At 63.5% G+C, this 18,908-nt stretch carries 19 protein-coding genes; 7 read left to right on the top strand and 12 right to left on the bottom strand.

The features are described 5' to 3' along the window. The first annotated feature begins 329 nt into the window (after positions 1 to 329). Positions 330 to 1,097 (top strand): SDR family oxidoreductase, encoded by a 768-nt coding sequence (locus G1E_RS19315; protein WP_029885720.1) that lies wholly within the window; start codon positions 330 to 332, stop codon positions 1,095 to 1,097. A 35-nt stretch (positions 1,098 to 1,132) separates the two neighbouring features. Here the strand turns inward: G1E_RS19315 and G1E_RS19310 are convergent, their stop codons facing one another. The 3 genes from G1E_RS19310 to G1E_RS19300 all read right to left on the bottom strand — a co-directional run bounded on the left by G1E_RS19310 (position 1,133) and on the right by G1E_RS19300 (position 3,545). Next, on the bottom strand, positions 1,133 to 2,230 hold the full coding sequence (locus G1E_RS19310) for an AGE family epimerase/isomerase (protein ID WP_009683299.1): 1,098 nt from the start codon (positions 2,228 to 2,230) through the stop codon (positions 1,133 to 1,135). Positions 2,231 to 2,338: 108 nt separating this feature from the next. Next, positions 2,339 to 2,971, bottom strand: coding sequence for a TetR family transcriptional regulator (locus G1E_RS19305; protein ID WP_009683298.1), 633 nt, complete (start codon positions 2,969 to 2,971; stop codon positions 2,339 to 2,341). 121 nt (positions 2,972 to 3,092) lie between these two features. Continuing rightward, positions 3,093 to 3,545 carry a hypothetical protein gene (locus G1E_RS19300; protein WP_009683297.1) on the bottom strand — a complete coding sequence of 151 codons (453 nt, stop codon included), beginning with the start codon at positions 3,543 to 3,545 and terminating at the stop codon, positions 3,093 to 3,095. A 336-nt stretch (positions 3,546 to 3,881) separates the two neighbouring features. On the opposite strand from G1E_RS19300, the gene G1E_RS19295 reads away from it, so the two are divergent. Next, entirely contained in the window at positions 3,882 to 5,948 is a 2,067-nt protein-coding gene (locus G1E_RS19295) for an AsmA family protein (RefSeq protein WP_047150022.1), read from the top strand. A 348-nt stretch (positions 5,949 to 6,296) separates the two neighbouring features. Here the strand turns inward: G1E_RS19295 and G1E_RS19290 are convergent, their stop codons facing one another. Both G1E_RS19290 and osmE read right to left on the bottom strand, forming a co-directional pair. Then, positions 6,297 to 6,827, bottom strand: a complete 531-nt coding sequence (locus G1E_RS19290; protein WP_009683295.1) for a bacterioferritin — start codon at positions 6,825 to 6,827, stop codon at positions 6,297 to 6,299. A gap of 47 nt (positions 6,828 to 6,874) precedes the next feature. Then, on the bottom strand, positions 6,875 to 7,216 hold the full coding sequence (gene osmE / locus G1E_RS19285) for an osmotically-inducible lipoprotein OsmE (RefSeq protein ID WP_009683294.1): 342 nt from the start codon (positions 7,214 to 7,216) through the stop codon (positions 6,875 to 6,877). A gap of 123 nt (positions 7,217 to 7,339) precedes the next feature. Here osmE and G1E_RS19280 point away from each other — a divergent pair, with 123 nt between their 5' ends. The 3 genes from G1E_RS19280 (at position 7,340) to G1E_RS19270 (ending at position 9,689) form a co-directional block, all read left to right on the top strand. Further along, entirely contained in the window at positions 7,340 to 8,230 is an 891-nt protein-coding gene (locus tag G1E_RS19280; protein WP_009683293.1) for a triacylglycerol lipase, read from the top strand. 93 nt (positions 8,231 to 8,323) lie between these two features. After that, complete coding sequence (locus tag G1E_RS19275) at positions 8,324 to 8,611, top strand: PsiF family protein (RefSeq protein WP_009683292.1); 288 nt, start codon at positions 8,324 to 8,326, stop codon at positions 8,609 to 8,611. 70 nt (positions 8,612 to 8,681) lie between these two features. Further along, on the top strand, positions 8,682 to 9,689 hold the full coding sequence (locus G1E_RS19270) for an AI-2E family transporter (RefSeq protein WP_009683291.1): 1,008 nt from the start codon (positions 8,682 to 8,684) through the stop codon (positions 9,687 to 9,689). 138 nt (positions 9,690 to 9,827) lie between these two features. Here G1E_RS19270 and G1E_RS19265 read toward each other — a convergent pair whose 3' ends face one another. Further along, positions 9,828 to 11,099 carry an Hsp70 family protein gene (locus G1E_RS19265; RefSeq protein ID WP_009683290.1) on the bottom strand — a complete coding sequence of 424 codons (1,272 nt, stop codon included), beginning with the start codon at positions 11,097 to 11,099 and terminating at the stop codon, positions 9,828 to 9,830. A gap of 175 nt (positions 11,100 to 11,274) precedes the next feature. On the opposite strand from G1E_RS19265, the gene cbpA reads away from it, so the two are divergent. Further along, positions 11,275 to 12,228, top strand: a complete 954-nt coding sequence (gene cbpA, locus G1E_RS19260) for a curved DNA-binding protein (protein WP_009683289.1) — start codon at positions 11,275 to 11,277, stop codon at positions 12,226 to 12,228. Positions 12,229 to 12,230: 2 nt separating this feature from the next. Then, on the top strand, positions 12,231 to 12,536 hold the full coding sequence (locus tag G1E_RS19255; protein ID WP_009683288.1) for a chaperone modulator CbpM: 306 nt from the start codon (positions 12,231 to 12,233) through the stop codon (positions 12,534 to 12,536). Between the two features lie 68 nt (positions 12,537 to 12,604). Here the strand turns inward: G1E_RS19255 and G1E_RS19250 are convergent, their stop codons facing one another. From G1E_RS19250 to urtA, 6 genes are all read right to left on the bottom strand, one after another. Beyond that, a complete protein-coding gene (locus G1E_RS19250) occupies positions 12,605 to 13,120 on the bottom strand; it encodes a GNAT family N-acetyltransferase (protein ID WP_009683287.1) in 516 nt (171 codons plus the stop codon). 31 nt (positions 13,121 to 13,151) lie between these two features. Further along, complete coding sequence (gene urtE, locus G1E_RS19245; protein WP_009683286.1) at positions 13,152 to 13,850, bottom strand: urea ABC transporter ATP-binding subunit UrtE; 699 nt, start codon at positions 13,848 to 13,850, stop codon at positions 13,152 to 13,154. A gap of 146 nt (positions 13,851 to 13,996) precedes the next feature. Continuing rightward, a complete protein-coding gene (gene urtD / locus G1E_RS19240; protein WP_009683285.1) occupies positions 13,997 to 14,854 on the bottom strand; it encodes an urea ABC transporter ATP-binding protein UrtD in 858 nt (285 codons plus the stop codon). After that, the gene (gene urtC, locus G1E_RS19235) at positions 14,851 to 15,930 is read right to left on the bottom strand and encodes an urea ABC transporter permease subunit UrtC (protein ID WP_009683284.1); all 1,080 of its coding nucleotides are present in this window, start codon (positions 15,928 to 15,930) and stop codon (positions 14,851 to 14,853) included. Before urtC ends, urtD begins: the two co-directional genes overlap by 4 nt. Then, positions 15,930 to 17,417: an urea ABC transporter permease subunit UrtB gene (gene urtB / locus G1E_RS19230; RefSeq protein WP_009683283.1), complete on the bottom strand. Its 1,488-nt coding sequence runs from the start codon at positions 17,415 to 17,417 to the stop codon at positions 15,930 to 15,932. Before urtB ends, urtC begins: the two co-directional genes overlap by 1 nt. 138 nt (positions 17,418 to 17,555) lie before the next feature. Then, positions 17,556 to 18,821, bottom strand: coding sequence for an urea ABC transporter substrate-binding protein (gene urtA / locus G1E_RS19225; protein WP_009683282.1), 1,266 nt, complete (start codon positions 18,819 to 18,821; stop codon positions 17,556 to 17,558). Positions 18,822 to 18,908: the final 87 nt, after the last annotated feature.

Below are 18,908 nucleotides of genomic sequence, written 5' to 3'. Positions count from 1 at the left end.
CTCCCAGCACTGCGCAAATTCTGTGGATAACTCTGTGTAAAAGCCTTGGACACCCCGCTACAGGCGGCATGCTTGAAAGCTTTCGCCACCACCGAAAAGAATGCCGCCGACCACGACGGGCTGAAAGGGTTCCGCCGGACAGCGAAGTTGCCCCCAATCCGTGGGGAAAGCTCTGTGGATAACATGCGCATAGCTGGCGCGGAGGCTTCTGCCACAAGGGTTTGCCGCACATGAACAAAAAATGACCAGCTGCCTTTTCGGCTTGCCGCCAGCGTTGGCCACGGGCATGCTGCAAAGCTGCCATGACCACCCACTGCGAGGAACAGAGCATGTCATCCACCGTATTCATCACTGGCGCCACGTCGGGTTTCGGCGAGGCCACAGCCCGCCGTTTCGCCGAAGCCGGCTGGAAGCTGGTGCTAACCGGTCGTCGCAAGGAGCGCCTGGACGCCTTGTGCGCCGAGCTTTCTGCCAAGACCGAAGTACATGGCCTGGTGCTCGATGTGCGTGACCGCAAAGCCATGGAGCAGGCCATTGCCAGCCTGCCAGCCGGCTTCGACAAGCTGCAGGGCCTGGTCAACAACGCCGGCCTGGCGCTGGGCGTGGATGCGGCGCAGAACTGCAGCCTGGACGACTGGGAAACCATGGTCGACACCAACATCAAGGGCCTGATGTACACCACCCGCCTGCTGCTGCCACGGTTGATTGCCCATGGCCGTGGGGCGTCGATCCTCAACGTCGGTTCGGTGGCCGGCAACTATCCGTACCCGGGCAGCAACGTGTATGGCGGCACCAAGGCCTTTGTCGGGCAGTTCTCGCTGAGCCTGCGCTGCGACCTGCGTGGCACAGGTGTGCGCGTGAGCAACATCGAGCCGGGCCTGTGCGAAAGTGAATTTTCGCTGGTACGGTTCGGTGGTGACCAGGCCAAGTATGACGCCACCTACGCAGGCGCGGAGCCTATCCAGCCGCAGGACATTGCCGAGACCATCTTCTGGATCCTCAACCAGCCCGCGCACATCAACATCAACAGCCTTGAGCTGATGCCGGTGAGCCAGGACTGGGCCGGGTTCTCGATCGACCGGTCGGTCAAGGGCTGAGCCATGGCCGCTCGGCGGCCACAGCCGCGAAGGCTTCAGCTCAGGCGCTGCAAGCCTTCCAGGCAAGTTGCCAGGTGGTAGGGCGTAGTCGAAGGCATGTCATGCCGGCTGACGGCACCCTCGCCATCCCGGCATTCGTACCAGCCAGCCTCGCGCAGGAACCGCGCTTCCAGCACCTGCAACTGTTCAGGCAACCTGGCTTCACCGCCAGCGCGCAGCACCAGCGCACGCAGGTACTCCGCCTGTGCCCAGATGCGCTGGGTGGCGTCCAGCACCTGGCCGTCCACGCCCAGCATGGCGAGCACTGCGCCACCCTGCACCCCTTGTTGTTCGGCGTAGCTGAACGCCCGGTCGATCGAGGCATGCAGCGGCGTATCTCGCAGCAGCGGGGAGGTGTGCAACAGGTAGAACCATTCGAACTGGTGGCCAGGCTCGTACCAGTTATCCACAGCCCCGCGCGGTTTCTCCAGCATCAGCCCATGGGCCGGTTCGACGAAATGCGCCTGGAGTGCTGCACACAGTTGCAGCAGTGACTGCCGGGTATGTTCGTCGTCGCGAACAGCCAGTACCTGCAGGAAGGCCTCGGCCAGGTGCATCTGTGGATTCTGCAGGGGCCCGCTGCCCAGGTCTGCCCAATCCTCGCCCAGGCTTGCTTCGTACAGGCCATCGTCCCTGGCGAACTGCTGGTCGATGATGTCGAGGCCGGCATTGAGTGTGGATTCCACCAGGCTTTCGCCGACCTTGCCCCAGTAATGCGCGCAGGCAAAGACGATGAAGGCGTGGGTATACAGGTCCTTGCGCCGGTCCAGCGGGTTGCCCTGGGCATCGATGCTGTAGAACCAGCCCCCGTGCTCCGCGTCGTGAAAGTGCTTCTGCAACGAGCGGAACAGCGCGGCTGCACGCTCGGCGCTGCCCGGTTGTTCGATGCGGCTGCTGAACAGGTACAGCTGGCGGGCGCAGGCCATGGCCCGGTAGCGCTGTACCGGTAACGGCCGGTGCTGGGCGTCGAGGGCTTCGTAGGGCAGTGCCATGTCGGCATTCCAGCCCGGGCCTTGCCACATTGGCACGATGCGCTCGGCGAAGTGCTGGTTGAAACGGGCCAGTGCGGGCAGGGTAGGGCGGGGGTCGGACATGTCGGCGCTCGTGGCTGTCGGGCAGGGCGCCATGGTAGCAGAAGTGGGGTTTTCGGTAGCCGGCGGTGCGCTTGCCCGGCTGGCCGGGCGGGGTTGAGCGAAAGGCGATCAGCCCGGGTTGCCTAACCCTTGCCAATGCCGCGCCCCGACGAAGATGAAGCGCAACTGCTGGGTGATCTTTTCCTGCGGTGACAGGGCCTGTGGATAACCCGCTTCTGGGCTGTCGATCAGCTCGGGCAGGGTGGCGAACACCGTTTTCACCACCAGGTCGGCCATCACTGTCAGCGCCGCGCTGTCCAGGTGCTGCCAGCGTTTCATGCGCGCAAGGTCGGTGGCCAGGTCGTCGCTTATGTTCTGACGCAGGCGGGCAATGGCCTGGCGCACCGGCTGTGACCCACCATACTGTTCCCGCGCCAGGAACAGAAACAGCGCGCGGTGGGCGGCGACTACATCGAGAAAGATGCGCACCGAGGCGTCGGTGATGCCGCCCAGCTCGAATTCGTTGTGACGGACCAGGCGAATGGTCTGGCGGAAGGTAGTATCGATCTCGGCTACCAGGGCCAGGCCCAGGGCGTCCATATCCGGGAAATGCCGGTAAAAGCCGGTTGGCACGATGCCGGCTGTTTTCGCCACTTCGCGCAGGCTGATGCTGCCAAAGCCCCGGCCACTTTCCATGAGCTGGCAGGCGGCATCGAGCAGGGCCTGGCGAGTCTGTAGCTTCTGTTCGGCGCGCGGCAGCATGGTGCGGGCTTCTGTGACGGTGAGGCTGGGCACTCTAGTTAAAAAAACGAAGCCCGGTCAATGACCGGGCTGGGAGGGGAGCAAGCGGTGTGACACAGGTTGTTCTTTTCAGCCATGGCAATCAGCTCACGTGGCTGATTGCAACCAGGCGATCCGAACCACCTTCGGCCACGCGGCCGGACTGTTCGATGAGGCGATCCGAACCACCTTCGGCTACGCGGCCAGATTGTTCGATCACGCGATCCGAGCCACCTTCGGCCACGCGGCCGGTCTGTTCGATGAGGCGATCCGAACCACCTTCGGCTACGCGGCCAGATTGTTCGATCAGGCGATCCGAGCCACCTTCGGCCACGCGGCCGGACTGTTCGATGAGGCGGTCCGAACCACCTTCGGCCACGCGGCCGGATTGTTCGATCAGGCGGTCCGAGCCACCTTCGGCGACTGTTTTCAGCGGTTGGGCAATTTCGACAGCGCTCGAACGCGATTCCGCAGTGAGGTGTTGTTCTGCCGCTGGCAGGGCAAAGGCGTTGGCGGCCAGGATGGACAGGGTCAGGGTCAGCAGTTGGCGTTTCATGATTCGGTGCTCCTTTCGGGGGCTGGAAAGTGGGTACGAAGCCAATGCTACGCCGGGTAACGCCAGAGAGAAGTTCATACGGGTAATGGTAACAATCGACCATATTGATAGAGCTCGGCGAGCGCTCTGTTAAGCGCCTTGCAGGCTCGTTGATGGCAAAATGCCGAGGCTGTTGTGGGGTAACATGAGCGCGGCCGCGCCACGATTTGCTGAGCGAATGGCCAGGAAAAACTTCGCTAAGATGACGCTCCCGATAAAACCCCACGGGTTTTCATCAGTCCCAGATACTAAGTGCCCCGCCGCGCCTGTTTCGAGCCCCGCAAGGAGAATCACGCAATGACGCGTCCCGCCAGAATCCTCGTCTGGACCCTCGCCACCCTGCTCACGCTGCTGGCAATACTGGTAGTGGTGATCGCCACCTTCGACTGGAACCGCGTCAAGCCGTTGCTCAACGAGAAGGTGTCCGAGGCCTTGCATCGGCCGTTCGCAATCAACGGCAACCTCGCCGTGCATTGGCGTACCGAGCCAGAAGAAGGCGGTTGGCGTGCCTGGGTGCCATGGCCGCACTTCACCGCCGAAGACCTCACCCTGGGCAACCCTGAGTGGTTGCAGGAGCCGAAGATGGTGGGCCTGGAGCGCGTAGAGTTCCGCCTGGCGCCACTTCCGCTGTTGGTACAGAAGATCAGCATTCCGCGCATCAACCTGACCAAGCCCACGGCCAGCCTGACCCGGTTGGCAGATGGCCGGGCCAACTGGACATTCGACTTCGGGCCGAAGGACGAAAACGAGGCACCGTCCAAATGGCAGTTGGACATTGGTGCCATCGGCTTTGACCAAGGCAATGTCAGCTTCGACGACCAGACCTTGAAAACCCGCATGAAGGTGCAGGTTGACCCATTGGGCAAGCCAATCCCTTTCAGCGAAATCGTTGGTAAGGCCAGCGCTGAAAAAGCCGGCGGAGCGCAGGATTACGCCTTTGCTTTCAAGGCCCAGGGCCGCTACAAGGGGCAGCCGGTGTCTGGCACCGGCAAGATCGGTGGCCTGCTGGCGCTGCAGGACGCCACCCAGCCGTTCCCGTTGCAGGCCGACGTGCGCATTGCCGATACGCACGTGGTACTTGCCGGCACCCTGACCGACCCACGCAACCTGGGTGCCCTTGACCTGCGCCTGCGCCTGTCGGGCGCCAGCCTGGGCAACCTCTACCCCTTGACGGGGGTGACCTTGCCCGACACCCCGGCCTATTCCACGGACGGCCGGCTCAGCGCCAACCTGCATGCAGCCGAAGGTGCGCGTTTCAAGTACGAGGGTTTCAACGGCAAGATCGGCGACAGCGACATCCACGGCGACCTGGCCTTCGTCGCCAGCCAGCCACGGCCCAAGCTGACGGGCAAGCTGGTGTCCAACCAGCTGCTGTTCAAGGACCTGGCGCCGCTGATCGGCGCTGACTCCAATGCCGAGCAGAAGGCCCGTGGTGGGGCCAGCAAGCAACCGGCCGGCAAGGTGCTGCCGGTGGAAGAGTTCCGCACCGATCGCTGGCGCGCCATGGACGCCGACGTCACCTTTGCCGGCAAGCGCATCGTGCACAGTGCGCAACTGCCGTTCAACGACCTGGCGGCGCATGTGATTCTCGATGACGGGCTGCTACGCCTGGAGCCGCTGCGGTTTGGCGTGGCCGGTGGCAACCTGGCCTCCAACATTCGCCTGGATGGGCGCAGCGTGCCGCTGCAAGGGCGGGCACAGTTGACCGCCCGTGGCTTCAAGCTCAAGCAATTGTTCCCCGGTTTCGCGCCCATGCAGACCAGTTTTGGTGAGCTCAATGGCGATGCCGATATCAGTGGCCGTGGCAATTCCGTCGCTGCCCTGCTAGGCACGGCCAATGGCGACCTGCGCATGTTGGTCAACGATGGCGCCATCAGCCGCAGCCTGATGGAGATTGCGGGTTTGAACGTGGGCAACTATGTGGTTGGCAAGCTGTTTGGCGATGAGGACGTGCAGATCAACTGCGCGGCGGCCGATGTTGGCATCAAGGACGGCTTGGCCTCGACCCGGCTGTTCATCTTCGACACCGAGAACGCGATCATCTATATCAATGGCACGGCGAATTTTGCCAGTGAGCAGTTGGACCTGAAGATCACCCCTGAATCGAAAGGGCTGCGGCTGTTCTCGCTGCGTTCGCCGCTGTATGTACGCGGGCCATTTGCCAAACCCAATGCGGGTGTACAGGCGGTGCCACTGGCGTTGCGCGGTGCGGGCATGGTGGCGTTGGGGGTTGTGGCAGGGCCTGCAGCCGGTTTGCTGGCGCTGATTGCACCCAGCAGTGGCGATGATCCGAACCAGTGCACACCGTTGTTGCAGCAGATGAAGGCGGGCAAGGCACCCGCTGCGGTGAAAGGGCGTAAATAGCAGCCAGCTGTGTTGCCGGCCATTACCACGCACGGTCGCTGTAGGACCGGGTTTACCCGCGAATGCGGTGGCAGATGCGAGGGTGAATGGCCAGGAGATAGCCGCCGGTAGGCCCGGCCTCTTCGCGGGAAACCCGCTCTTACAAGGGGCGCTAAGCGCCTAATGCCAGTCAGTTAAGTCATTTGGGGCCGCTTTGCGACCCTTCGCGGGCACGCCCGCTCCTACAGGTAATCGCGCATGTCTTGATTTCAGCGCCAAACCTGTGGGAGCGGGCGTGCCCGCGAAGGGCTGCAAAGCAGCCCCAGTGACGCTTAACTGACTGGCATTCCGCTAAGCGCCCCCTGGTCCTTACAAGCCTTGCAGCAAGTCGGACATGTCGTCTGCGTGCTCTTCTTCCTGCGCCAGGATGTCTTCGAAGATGCGGCGGGTGGTAGGGTCTTTGTCGCCGATGTACTGGATGATTTCGCGGTAGCTGTCGATTGCGATGCGCTCAGCGACCAGGTCTTCCAGCACCATCTCCTTCAGGGAATTACCGGCCACATACTGAGCATGCGAGTTCTTGGTCAGGTTGTCGGGGTTGAAATCCGGCTCGCCGCCCAACTGCACAATGCGCTCAGCCAGCTTGTCGGCGTGCTCGGCTTCCTGGTTGGCATGCTCAAGGAATTCGCTCGCGGCAACGCTTGCCTTGATACCGCTGGCCATGAAGTAGTGGCGCTTGTAGCGCAGCACACACACCAGCTCGGTCGCCAGGGACTCGTTCAGCAGGCGCAGGATCTGTTCGCGGTCGGCGTGGTAACCCTCGGTCACGGCGCCTTGCTCAACATGCTGGCGGGCACGTTCGCGCAGGGTTTTTACATCGGTCAGTTCTGTAGCACTCATTTTCATCTCCGAAAGCATCAGGGTGGTCGTGGCATGCAGGGTGAGACTTACGCGCCGTGAACGGCCTCGCTGTCTTCTTCGCGTTGTTTACAGGTTTTGAAACCCTTGGCATCAACATGGCCGGTGGCGTCGAAACGCACGTAATACGGTTGTTGCTTGCCATCGTGGTTAAGAATGTAGTCGTTGCAGGTGCCCCCGTGCGGCAGGTCGATCACGTTCGATGGGCTACCGCCAATGGCGATGACCTTCTGCATGGTCATGCCGTGCTCCACCTGCTTGACCAGCGGTTCGTCGCGGTAGGTGACGTAGTCGACCGGGTTTTCCGGGCGGCTGCCGCAGGCGGCCAGGGTGGCGCTTGCCAGAAGGATTGCCAGGGTCTGCTTGTACATGGTCCCGCTCCTTGCAAAGGGTCTGTGTGGTTTTGAACAACAGCGCGCGCCAGGAGTTCGATTGCGATGCCCACGAAAGCCGCTGTAGGGTTGGCCAAACCTCCACGCAAAGGGTCAGGGGCAATGCAGCAGGATTTGGCTACGCAATACCCCTTGGTACTGGTGCCAGGGATGCTCGGGTTCGTCCGGGCGGGGTTCTATCCCTACTGGTTCGGTATTGTCCCGGCCTTGCGCAAAGGGGGCGCGCGGGTGTTCCCGGTACAGGTTTCGCCGCTGCACAGCAGTGAGGTGCGCGGCGAGCAACTGCTGACCATCATCGAAGACATCTGCAGGCGCACGGGCGCCGCCAGGGTCAACCTCATCGGCCACAGCCAAGGCGCCCTGAGTGCGCGTTACGCAGCCGCCAGGCGGCCAGCCAGGGTGGCATCGGTCACCTCGGTGGCCGGGCCCAACCATGGCTCGGAGCTGGCCGACCACCTGCAACGCACGGCGCCGGGGGATTCGCCTCAGGGGCGTATGCTGAGGGCGGTGCTGCATGCCCTTGCCGTGGTGCTGGGGTGGCTGGAAACCGGTTGGCGGCGCGACCCATTGCCGGTGGATGTGCATGCCTCGCATCAGTCGCTGACCAGCGCCGGGGTGGCACTGTTCAACCAGGCTTACCCACAGGGCTTGCCGGCCACCTGGGGCGGGGAAGGTGCCCATGAAGTCAACGGAGTGCGCTATTACTCATGGTCCGGCACCTTGCAGCCCGGGCTGACCGACCGGGGGCGCAACCGCTTCGATGGCAGCAACCGTTTCTGCCGCCTGTTCGCCCGCAGCTTCGTCAGGGAAAAGGGCCAGTGCGACGGTATGGTGGGGCGCTTCAGCTCGCACTTGGGGCAGGTGATCGGTGACGATTACCCGCTCGACCACCTCGATATCGTCAACCAGCAGTTCGGCGCCGTAGGGCGGGGTGCCGAGCCGGTGCGGCTGTTCACCGAACACGCCGCGCGGCTCAAGGCGGCAGGCCTTTAACGGCGGATGTCGGGGGGGCTGGGGGCTGAAATTCTTGGCTACACTCTGACCTCGACACCCGTGCATCGGGCACGGAGCCCAGGAGACCACTCCATGAAAGTGCTGCACATCCCGTTACTGGCCCTGGCGATGATGTTCAGCGCCCAAGGCTTCGCTGCCAACACCGCGCAGCAGGAAAAAATGAAAACCTGCAATGCCGACGCCACCGCCAAGGCCCTCAAGGGTGATGAGCGCAAGGCCTTCATGAGCACCTGCCTGAAGAAGAGCGCCCCGCAAACCCAGCAGGAAAAGATGAAAACCTGCAACGCCGACGCCACCACCAAAGCCCTGAAGGGGGACGAGCGCAAAGCGTTCATGAGTGACTGCCTGAAGAAGAAGTGACCTGCGCCTATGCCTGCGCCGTCAAGGCTGGCAGACTGCGGGCATTCCCGCTGTCTGCCTTCGAGGCTGTATGACCTTTACCCCGCGTCAGATTACCTTGGCCAGCCTGATCATCGTCATGGCCGGCCTGCTGCTGGCTTTGCCGCTGAAGTTATTGCCCAGCCTGCTGGCCGGCTTGCTGGTGTTCGAACTGGTCAACATGCTGACCCCGCGCCTGCAACCCCTGCTGGCCGGGCAACGCGCGCGCTGGCTGGCGGTGGCGCTGCTGGGCACGCTGGTGGTGCTCAGCCTGAGCCTGCTGATTGCCGGCGCGTTCAGCTTCCTGCTGCACGAGGCGGAAAACCCCGGTGCCTCGTTGGACAAGTTCATGGCCCTGGTCGAACAGGCCCGCAGCCAGCTGCCGCCGTTCATCGAAGCCTACCTGCCCGCCAGTGCTGCCGAATTCAAGGTTGCCATAGGCGACTGGATCAAAAGCCACCTCAGCGACCTGCAACTGGTCGGCAAGGGCATGGCGCACATGTTCGTCACGCTGCTGATCGGCATGATCCTAGGCGCCATCATTGCCTTGCAGCGCATTCCCGATGTGTCCCGGCGCAAGCCGTTGGCGGCGGCATTGTTCGAGCGCCTGGCCCTGCTGGTACAGGCGTTTCGCAACATCGTCTTCGCCCAGATCAAGATTTCGCTGCTCAACACGGCCTTTACCGGCATTTTCCTGGCAGTGGTGATGCCGCTGTTCGGGGTGCACCTGCCGCTGACCAAGACCCTGATCGTACTGACCTTCCTGCTGGGGCTGCTGCCGGTGATCGGCAACCTGATGTCCAACACCCTGATCACCATCGTCGGCTTGTCGCTGTCGATCTGGGTGGCGGCGGCGGCGCTGGGCTACCTGATCGTCATCCACAAGGTCGAGTACTTCCTCAACGCCCGTATCGTGGGTGGGCAGATCAGCGCCAAGGCGTGGGAGCTGCTGCTGGCGATGTTGGTGTTCGAGGCGGCGTTCGGGCTGCCTGGGGTGGTGGCGGGGCCGATCTACTATGCCTACCTGAAAAGTGAGCTGAAGCGGGCCGAGCTGGTCTGACAGATTGCCGGGGCCGCGCTGCGGCCCATCGCGACACAAGGCCGCTCCTACAGCCGACTGCGTGCATCCAATGATTGCACCTCACCCTGTAGGAGCGGCCTTGTGTCGCGATGGGCTGCAACGCAGCCCCAAAATGGATCAGGCTACCCCGTACCGCTTGCGCGCTTCGATCGCCAGCCCACTACCAATACTGCCAAAGATATTGCCCTCCACATGCCGCGCATTGGGCAACATCGCCGACACGCTGTTGCGCAATGCCGGAATCCCGCTGGAACCACCGGTGAAGAACACCGTGTCGACCTGGCCTTCGCTCACCCCGGCCTTGGCCAGCAGCTCGCTCACGCTGCCGCGCACACGCTCCAGCAACCCCTCAATGGCCTCTTCGAACAGCACCCGGGTCAGTTCGGCAGACAGTTCAGGCTCGACCCGGTGCAGGTCGATGCGGCGGCTGTCGCGCTCGGTCAGTTCGATCTTGCTGGCTTCCACTTCCATCGCCAGCCAGTGCCCGGCACGCTGCTCGATCAGCTTGAACAGCCGGTCGATGCCGAAGCTGTCCTCGATGTCGTAGCGCATGCTGCCCAGCGCCAGCTGCGACTTCTGCGAGTACAGCGCGTTGATGGTGTGCCAGGTGGCCAGGTTGAGGTGGTAGCTGGTCGGCATCAGGGCGCCGCTTTTCATGCGGCTGCCGTAGCCGAACAGCGGCATCACGCCCTGCAGGCTCAGCTGCTTGTCGAAGTCGGTACCGCCGATGTGCACGCCGCCCGTGGCCAGGATGTCGCCCTGGCGCTCGGCCAGCAGGTGGCGCTCTGGCGACAGGCGGATCAGGGTGAAGTCCGAGGTACCCCCGCCAATGTCGACAATCAGTACCAGCTCTTCGCGGCTGATGGTCGACTCGTAGTCGAACGCGGCGGCAATCGGTTCGTACTGGAACGACACGTCCTTGAAGCCGAGCTTGCGTGCCACCTCGGCCAGGGTGTCCTCGGCCTCCTGGTCGGCGGCCGGGTCTTCGTCGACGAAAAATACCGGGCGCCCCAGCACGACCTGGTCGAACTCGCGGCCCGCGGCCGCCTCGGCACGCTTTTTCAGCTCGCCGATGAACATGCCCAGCAGGTCCTTGAACGGCAAGGCACTGCCCAGCACGCTGGTGTCGTGCTTGATCAGCTTGGAGCCCAGCAGGCTTTTCAGCGAGCGCATCAGGCGGCCTTCGTAGCCTTCCAGGTACTCGTGCAGTGCCAGGCGGCCATAGACCGGGCGCCGCTCTTCAATGTTGAAGAACACCACCGAGGGCAAGGTGATCTTGCCGTCTTCCAGGGCGATCAGCGACTCGACCCCAGGGCGGTGCCAGCCAACCGTGGAGTTGGAGGTGCCAAAGTCGATGCCCAGGGCACGGGCCGGGGTTACGTCAGACATGGGAAAAGGCTTCCGGAGGCAAAACGGCCGCGCAGTTTATGCCAGTTGGCTACAGAATCAAGACCAGTCGTCTGCGATGGAGCAAAGCCAAGGCGGTCTTGAAAGGCTATGCTTGACCCCTATCTTCAGTAGCATCTTCAGTTGCAACACGCACTTTCACATTGGTGATCCACAGATGGACTTCAAAGACTATTACAAGATACTTGGCGTAGAGCCCACGGCGGACGAGAAGGCGATCAAGGCCGCGTACCGCAAGCTGGCACGCAAGTACCACCCCGATGTCAGCAAGGAACGCGACGCCGAGGACAAATTCAAAGAGGCCAATGAGGCCTACGAGGTTCTGGGCGACGCGCAGAAACGTGCCGAGTTCGATGAGATCCGCAAGTATGGCGGCCAGCACGGCCGGCCATTCCAGGCGCCACCGGGCTGGGAAAACCGCGGTGGCGGTGGTGGCTTCGAGGGCGGCGATTTCTCCGACTTCTTCAGCTCGATATTCGGCAACCGTGGTGGCAACCCCTTCGGTGGTGGCCGGCAGCAGCAACGCAGTGCCGGCAGGCGGGGGCAGGACGTGGAACTTGAATTGGCCGTATTCCTTGAAGAAACCCTGAGCAAGGAGTCCAAGCAGATCAGCTTCCAGGTGCCGCAAACCAATGCCATGGGCCAGCGCACCGGTTTCACCACCAAAACCCTGAACGTGAAGATTCCGGCCGGGGTCACCGATGGCGAGCGTATCCGCCTCAAGGGCCAGGGCGCGCCGGGCAGTGGCGGCGGGGCCAATGGCGACCTGTTCCTGACCATTCGCATGGCACCGCACCCGCTGTTCGATGTTGAAGGCCATGACCTGATCATCACCGTGCCCCTGGCGCCATGGGAGGCTGCGCTGGGCACCAAGGTTGCGGTACCCACCCTGGACGGCAAGATCAACCTGACCATCCGCCCGGACAGCCAGAGCGGCCAGCGCCTGCGTGTACCGGGCAAAGGCCTGGCGAGCAAGCACGGTGAGCGCGGTAACCTGTATGCACAGCTGAAGGTGGTGATGCCGCCGGCATCCGACGAGTCTGCCCGCGAACTGTGGGCGAAGCTCGCCGAGAAAGCGGCGTTCAACCCGAGGACACAATGGAGTAAGTGATCATGAGCAGCACCCTGATCGTTCAACTGGACATGCGTACCCTGTGTCAGGAAGCCGATGTCACGGCGGACTGCGTGATCGAAATCGTCGAACACGGCATTGTCGAGCCTTCTGGCCGAACGCCAGAGGACTGGCTGTTTGACGATCAGGCGCCGTTGTTGGCCAAGCGCGCGGCCAAGCTGCACCGGGAACTGGAGCTGGAGTGGGAAGGGGTGGCGCTGGCGCTGGAGCTGTTGCAGGAAGTGCAGCAGCTGCGCAGCGAGAACAGCATGTTGAAGCAGCGGCTGGGCAGGTTTACCCAGATGTAGGCTTGCGCGCCGGCCTTTGTGGGAGTGGCCTTGTGTCGCGTAAGGGCCCTCCCACAAGCGGCCGCATTTCAGCCTGGTTCAGCTCCCGGGTTCAGTACCCGCTGCATGAAGGTCAAATCCAGCCAGCGGCCGAACTTCACGCCAACCTGGGGCATCTGCCCGGTCACCACGAAACCCAGCCGCTCATGCAGGCGGACCGACGCCGCATTGCCACTTTCGATGGCCGCGACCATCACATGCTTGCCGCAGCCTTGTGCACGCTCGATCAGCGCCGCCATCAACACCGCCCCCAGCCCCTTGCCCCGCTGGTCGCCGCGGATGTACACCGAGTGCTCCACGGTCAGGCGGAAACCCTCGAACGGCCGCCAGTCGCCAAACGAGGCATAGCCCAGCACGCCCGTGTCATCCACAGCCACCAGGATCGGATAGCCCTGCTGCGTACGTGCTTCGAACCAGGCCTGGCGGTTGGCCAGGTCTACCGGGGTTTCGTTCCAGATCGCCGTGGTAGTGCGCACGGCGTCGTTGTAGATATCGAGGATGCCCGGCACGTCGGCGGGCAGGGCATCGCGCAGCTGGTAACTCATGACAGGGTCTCGCAAGTACGGTGCTTGCAGGTTAAATGGTTACCAGGCCGCGCACACCCTCGACTTGCATGTTTTCGCCGCGCCCGCGCTGCACGATCTCGCCACGGGCCATGACCAGGTACTGGTCGGCCAGCTCTTCGGCAAAATCGTAGAACTGCTCCACCAGCAGGATCGCCATGTCCCCCCGTGCGGCCAGGCGACGGATGACGGCGCCGATTTCCTTGATGACCGACGGCTGGATGCCTTCGGTCGGTTCGTCGAGGATCAGCAGACGCGGCCGGCTGGCCAGGGCGCGGCCAATGGCCAGCTGTTGCTGCTGCCCGCCAGACAGGTCGCCGCCCCGGCGCTGCTTCATTTGCTCAAGCACCGGGAACAGCTCGTAGATGAAGGCTGGCACTTCGCGGGCCTCCCGCGCGGGGAAACGCGACAGGCCCATCAGCAGGTTCTCCTCGACGGTCAGGCGCGGGAAAATCTCACGGCCCTGGGGCACGTAGGCGATGCCTGCGTGCACGCGTTGCTGGGGTTTGAGCGCGGTAATCGGTTTGCCTTCCCATTCGATGCTGCCATCCCGGGCGGGCACCAGGCCCATCAGGCAGCGCAGCAGGGTAGTCTTGCCGACCCCGTTGCGGCCCAGCAGGCAGGTCACTTCGCCGACTTTGGCTTCGAAGGAGAGGCCGCGCAGAATGTGGCTGCCTCCGTAGTATTGGTGCAGGGTGTCGATCTTGAGCATGTTGGTGTTCCTGAAAGTGTTGCTGTGCCTGTGCCGGCCTATTCGCGGGTGAACCCGCTCCTACAGGGACCGCACAGATTTCAAGACTTGTGCATTACCTGTGGGAGCGGGTTTACCCGCGAATAGGCCGGCACAGGTATCCCTGTCTAGCGGCCCAGGTACACCTCGACCACCCGCTCATCCGCCTGCACCTGCTCCAGCGACCCTTCTGCCAGCACACTGCCCTGGTGCAGCACGGTCACGTGGTCGGCGATGCTGCCGACAAAACCCATGTCGTGCTCGACCACCATCAGCGAATGCTTGCCGGCCAAGCCCTTGAACAGCTCGGCGGTGAACTCGGTCTCGGCATCGGTCATGCCCGCCACGGGTTCATCCAGCAACAGCAACTGCGGCTCTTGTACCAGCAGCATGCCGATTTCGAGGAACTGCTTCTGCCCGTGCGACAGCAGGCCCGCCTGGCGCTGGGCCAGCGGCAGCAGGCGCAAGGTGGTCAGTACCTCTTCGATGCGCTGGCGCTGCTCGCCGCTCAGGCGTGCAGCCAGGCTGGCCCATACCGATTTGTCGGTCTTCAGCGCCAGCTCCAGGTTCTCGTATACCGTCAGCGCCTCGAACACCGTGGGTTTCTGGAACTTGCGGCCAATGCCGGCTTGGGCGATCTGGTACTCGCTCAGGCGGGTCAGGTCTAGGGTGTCGCCAAAGTAGGCCGTGCCGCTGTCTGGGCGGGTCTTGCCGGTGATCACGTCCATCAGGGTGGTCTTGCCGGCGCCATTGGGGCCGATGATGCAGCGCAACTCACCCACCCCGATGTACAGGTTGAGCGCGTTCAGCGCCTTGAAACCGTCAAAGCTGACACTGATGTCTTCCAGGCTCAGCACCGTGCCGTGGCGGGTATCCAGGCCCGCCTTGCGGGTGTGGCCCAGGCCAATGGCGTCGCGGCCGGCGCCGAGGGGGTCGAATACCGGTTCGAGCATGAATTCGGGATGCACCGGGGGCACGCCTCTCATGGCTGGCTCCTTTTTTTCAACAGGCCGACCACGCCCTTGGGCAGGTACAGGGTGACGAGAATGAACAGCGCACCGAGGAAAAAAAGCCAGAACTCCGGGAAGGCCACGGTGAACCAGCTTTTCATGCCGTTGACCAGGCCGGCGCCGAGCAACGGCCCGATCAGCGTGCCACGGCCACCAAGGGCTACCCACACGGCGGCTTCGATGGAGTTGGTCGGCGACATTTCGCTGGGGTTGATGATGCCCACCTGGGGCACGTACAGCGCCCCGGCCAGCCCGCACAGCACGGCGCTGAGCACCCACACCAGCAGCTTGAAGCCGCGCGGGTCGTAACCGCAGAACATCAGGCGGTTCTCGGCGTCGCGCACGGCGGTCAGCAGGCGGCCGAACTTGCTGCGGGTCAGCCGCCAGCACAGGTACAGGCTGGCCAGCAGCAGGCCGACCGTCAGCAGGAACAACACGGCGCGGGTCCCTTGCGCGGTGATGTCGAAGCCCAGAATGGTGCGGAAGTTGGTGAAGCCGTTGTTGCCGCCGAAGCCGGTTTCGTTGCGGAAGAACAACAGCATGCCGGCGAAGGTCAGGGCCTGGGTCATGATCGAGAAGTACACACCCTTGATCCGCGAGCGGAAGGCGAACCAACCGAACACCAGCGCCAGCAGCCCGGGGGCCAGCACCACCAGGCACAGGGCCCAGGCAAAATGCTGGGTTCCGGCCCAGTACCATGGCAGCTCGGTCCACGACAGAAAAGCCATGAACCCGGGCAGGCCGTCCCCGGCCGCCTGGCGCATCAGGTACATGCCCATGGCATACCCGCCCAGGGCGAAGAACAGGCCGTGGCCCAGTGACAGCAGGCCGGCGTAGCCCCAGACCAGGTCCAGGGCCAGGGCGACGATGGCGTAGCAGAGAATCTTGCCGACCAAGGTCAGGGTATAGGCCGACACTTGCAAGGCGTGGTCCGCCGGGAGCAGCGACAACAGCGGCAGGGCGACCAGCAGCAGGGTGACGACGGCGCCGATGGCCAGCGACAGGCGCGGCCCGGCCTTTTGCGTAGCGGTGACTAGCAGTGGCTGGTTCATCAGTCGATTACCCGTCCCTTGAGGGCGAACAGGCCTTGCGGGCGCTTCTGGATGAACAGAATGATCAACGCAAGGATGAGGATCTTGCCGAGTACGGCGCCGATCTGGGGTTCCAGCAGCTTGTTGGCAATGCCAAGGCCGAACGCCGCCCACAGGCTACCGGCCAGTTGCCCGACCCCGCCGAGCACCACCACCAGGAACGAGTCGATGATGTAGCTCTGGCCCAGGTCCGGGCCGACGTTGCCCACCTGGCTCAGGGCTACGCCGCCCAGCCCGGCAATGCCCGAGCCAAGGCCGAAGGCCAGCATGTCGACGCGCCCGGTAGACACACCGCAGCATGCCGCCATGTTGCGGTTCTGGGTCACCGCCCGCACGTTCAGGCCCAGCCGCGTGCGGTTGAGCAGCAGCCAGGTCAGCAGCACCACCGCCAGGGCGAAGCCGATGATCACCAGGCGGTTGTAGGGCAGCACCAGGTTGGGCAGCAGCTGGATGCCGCCCGACAACCATGCCGGGTTGCTGACTTCGACGTTCTGCGCGCCGAACAGCAGGCGGATGGCCTGGATCAGGATCAGGCTGATCCCCCAGGTGGCCAGCAAGGTTTCCAGTGGGCGGCCATACAGGTGGCGGATGACCGTGCGCTCCAGCGCCATGCCGACGCCGGCGCTGATGGCGAAGGCCACCGGCAGGGCGATCAGCGGATAGAACTCGATGGCACCCGGGGCATAACGCTGCACCAGCACCTGGACCATATAGGTGCTGTAGGCGCCGAGCATCAGCATCTCGCCATGGGCCATGTTGATCACGCCCAGCAGGCCGAAGGTGATCGCCAGGCCGAGCGCCGCCAGCAGCAGGATCGACCCCAGCGACAGGCCACTGAAGGCCTGGCCGAGCAGCTCGCCGAACAGCAGCTTGCGCTGCACCTGGGCCAGGCTGGTTTCGGCAGCGGTGCGCACGCCCGGGTCGCTTTCCGCGTCGGGTTGCAGCAGCGCTTCAAGGCGGGTGCGGGCCAGCGGGTCGCCGGTTTCCCCCAGCAGGCGCACGGCGGCCAGGCGTACAGCGGGGTCGCTGGCGCCCAGTTGCAAATTGGCCAGGGCCAGGCCCAGGGCTGCGTGTACGGCAGCGTCCGGCTCGCTGGCGAAGCGCCGGTCGAGGAACGCCATTTGCGCCGGTTGTGCGCTTTTTTGCAGTTGCTGGGCGGCAGCCAGGCGGGTGTCGCTGTCGTCGCTGAGCAACTGGTGGCTGGCCAGGGCATTGTCGATCAAGCCGCGCAGGCGGTTGTTCAGGCGCAGCTTGCGGGTGTCGTCGGGTGCGATGCGGCCCTGGCGCAGGTTTTCCAACAGCGGCAGGCGTGCAGCATCGGGTTGCGCTGCCCAGTTTCCGAGCAGTTGGGCCTGCTCCGCGGGCTTGGCGGTGAGGAAGAATTCGCCCTCGCTGGCGTGGGTTGCCAAGGGCATTAGCAGGAGAAGTGTGAGCAGGAGTCTGAGCATGCGGGCAATCCTGGAAATCGGTGTTGGATTCTTCGCGCGTAAACCCGCTCCTACAGGGATTTCACCGGTCCAGAGGGCAGTGGGGATCCTGTGGGAGCGGGCAAGCCCGCGAATGGGCTGCAAAGCAGCCCCCTGCACTCAGTTACCTTTCACGGCGTAATCTGGCCGCTTGTCATTGCCCGGAATGAACGGGCTCCATGGCTGCGCCCGCAGCGGCTGCTCGGTTTCCCAGACCACGCTGAACTGCCCGTCATCCTGGATCTCGCCGATCATCACCGGCTTGTGCAGGTGGTGGTTGGTCTTGTCCATGGTCAGGGTGAAGCCTGACGGTGCCTTGAAGGTCTGGCCGGCCAGGGCCTCGCGGACCTTGTCCACGTCGGTGGACTTGGCTTTCTCAACCGCCTGGGCCCACATGTGGATGCCCACGTAGGTGGCCTCCATCGGGTCGTTGGTTACCGCCTTGTCGGCACCGGGCAGGCCTTTGGCCTTGGCGTAGGCTTTCCAGTCGGCGACGAACTTCTGGTTGACCGGGTTATCCACCGACTCGAAGTAGTTCCACGCCGCTAGGTGGCCCACCAGTGGCTTGGTATCGATACCGCGCAGCTCTTCTTCGCCCACCGAGAACGCCACCACCGGCACGTCGGTGGCTTTCAGGCCCTGGTTGGCCAGTTCTTTGTAGAACGGCACGTTGGAGTCGCCGTTGACCGTGGAGATGACCGCCGTCTTGCCGCCTGCGGAGAACTTCTTGATGTTGGCGACGATGGTCTGGTAGTCGGCGTGGCCGAACGGCGTGTACACCTCTTCGATGTCCTTGTCGGCCACGCCCTTGCTGTGCAGGAAGGCGCGCAGGATCTTGTTGGTGGTGCGAGGGTAGACGTAGTCGGTGCCCAGCAGGAAGAAGCGCTTGGCGCTGCCGCCGTCTTCGCTCATCAGGTATTGCACCGCAGGGATGGCTTGCTGGTTGGGGGCGGCGCCGGTGTAGAACACGTTTGGCGACATCTCTTCACCCTCGTACTGCACGGGGTAGAACAGCAGGCCGTTGAGTTCCTCGAACACGGGCAGCACCGACTTGCGCGACACCGAGGTCCAGCAGCCGAACACCACCGCGACCTTGTCCTGGGTCAGCAGCTGGCGGCTCTTCTCGGCGAACAGCGGCCAGTTGGAGGCCGGGTCGACCACCACCGGTTCGAGCATCTTGCCGTTGACCCCGCCTGTGGCGTTGATTTGCTCGATGGTCATCAGCGCCATGTCCTTGAGCGACGTCTCGGAAATGGCCATGGTCCCCGACAGCGAATGCAGGATGCCGACCTTGATGGTCTCGGCGGCCTGGATACTCCAGCTCAGGCCCATTGCCGCAATCGATGCGCTGAGGGTTAAGGCCTTGATCAGACTGCGACGCTTCATGTGCTCTCTCCGCTGGTTTTTATGTGTTGGGCAAGCGGGAGGAGCTTTGCAAGGGGTGTGCCTAACGGCGAAACGGGCGGGATAGAG

Source organism: Pseudomonas sp. TJI-51, from assembly GCF_000190455.2.
GTDB lineage: Bacteria > Pseudomonadota > Gammaproteobacteria > Pseudomonadales > Pseudomonadaceae > Aquipseudomonas > Aquipseudomonas juntendi.
Note: the sequence above shows the minus strand (reverse complement) of the source record. Positions and strands in the feature narration are given on the sequence as shown.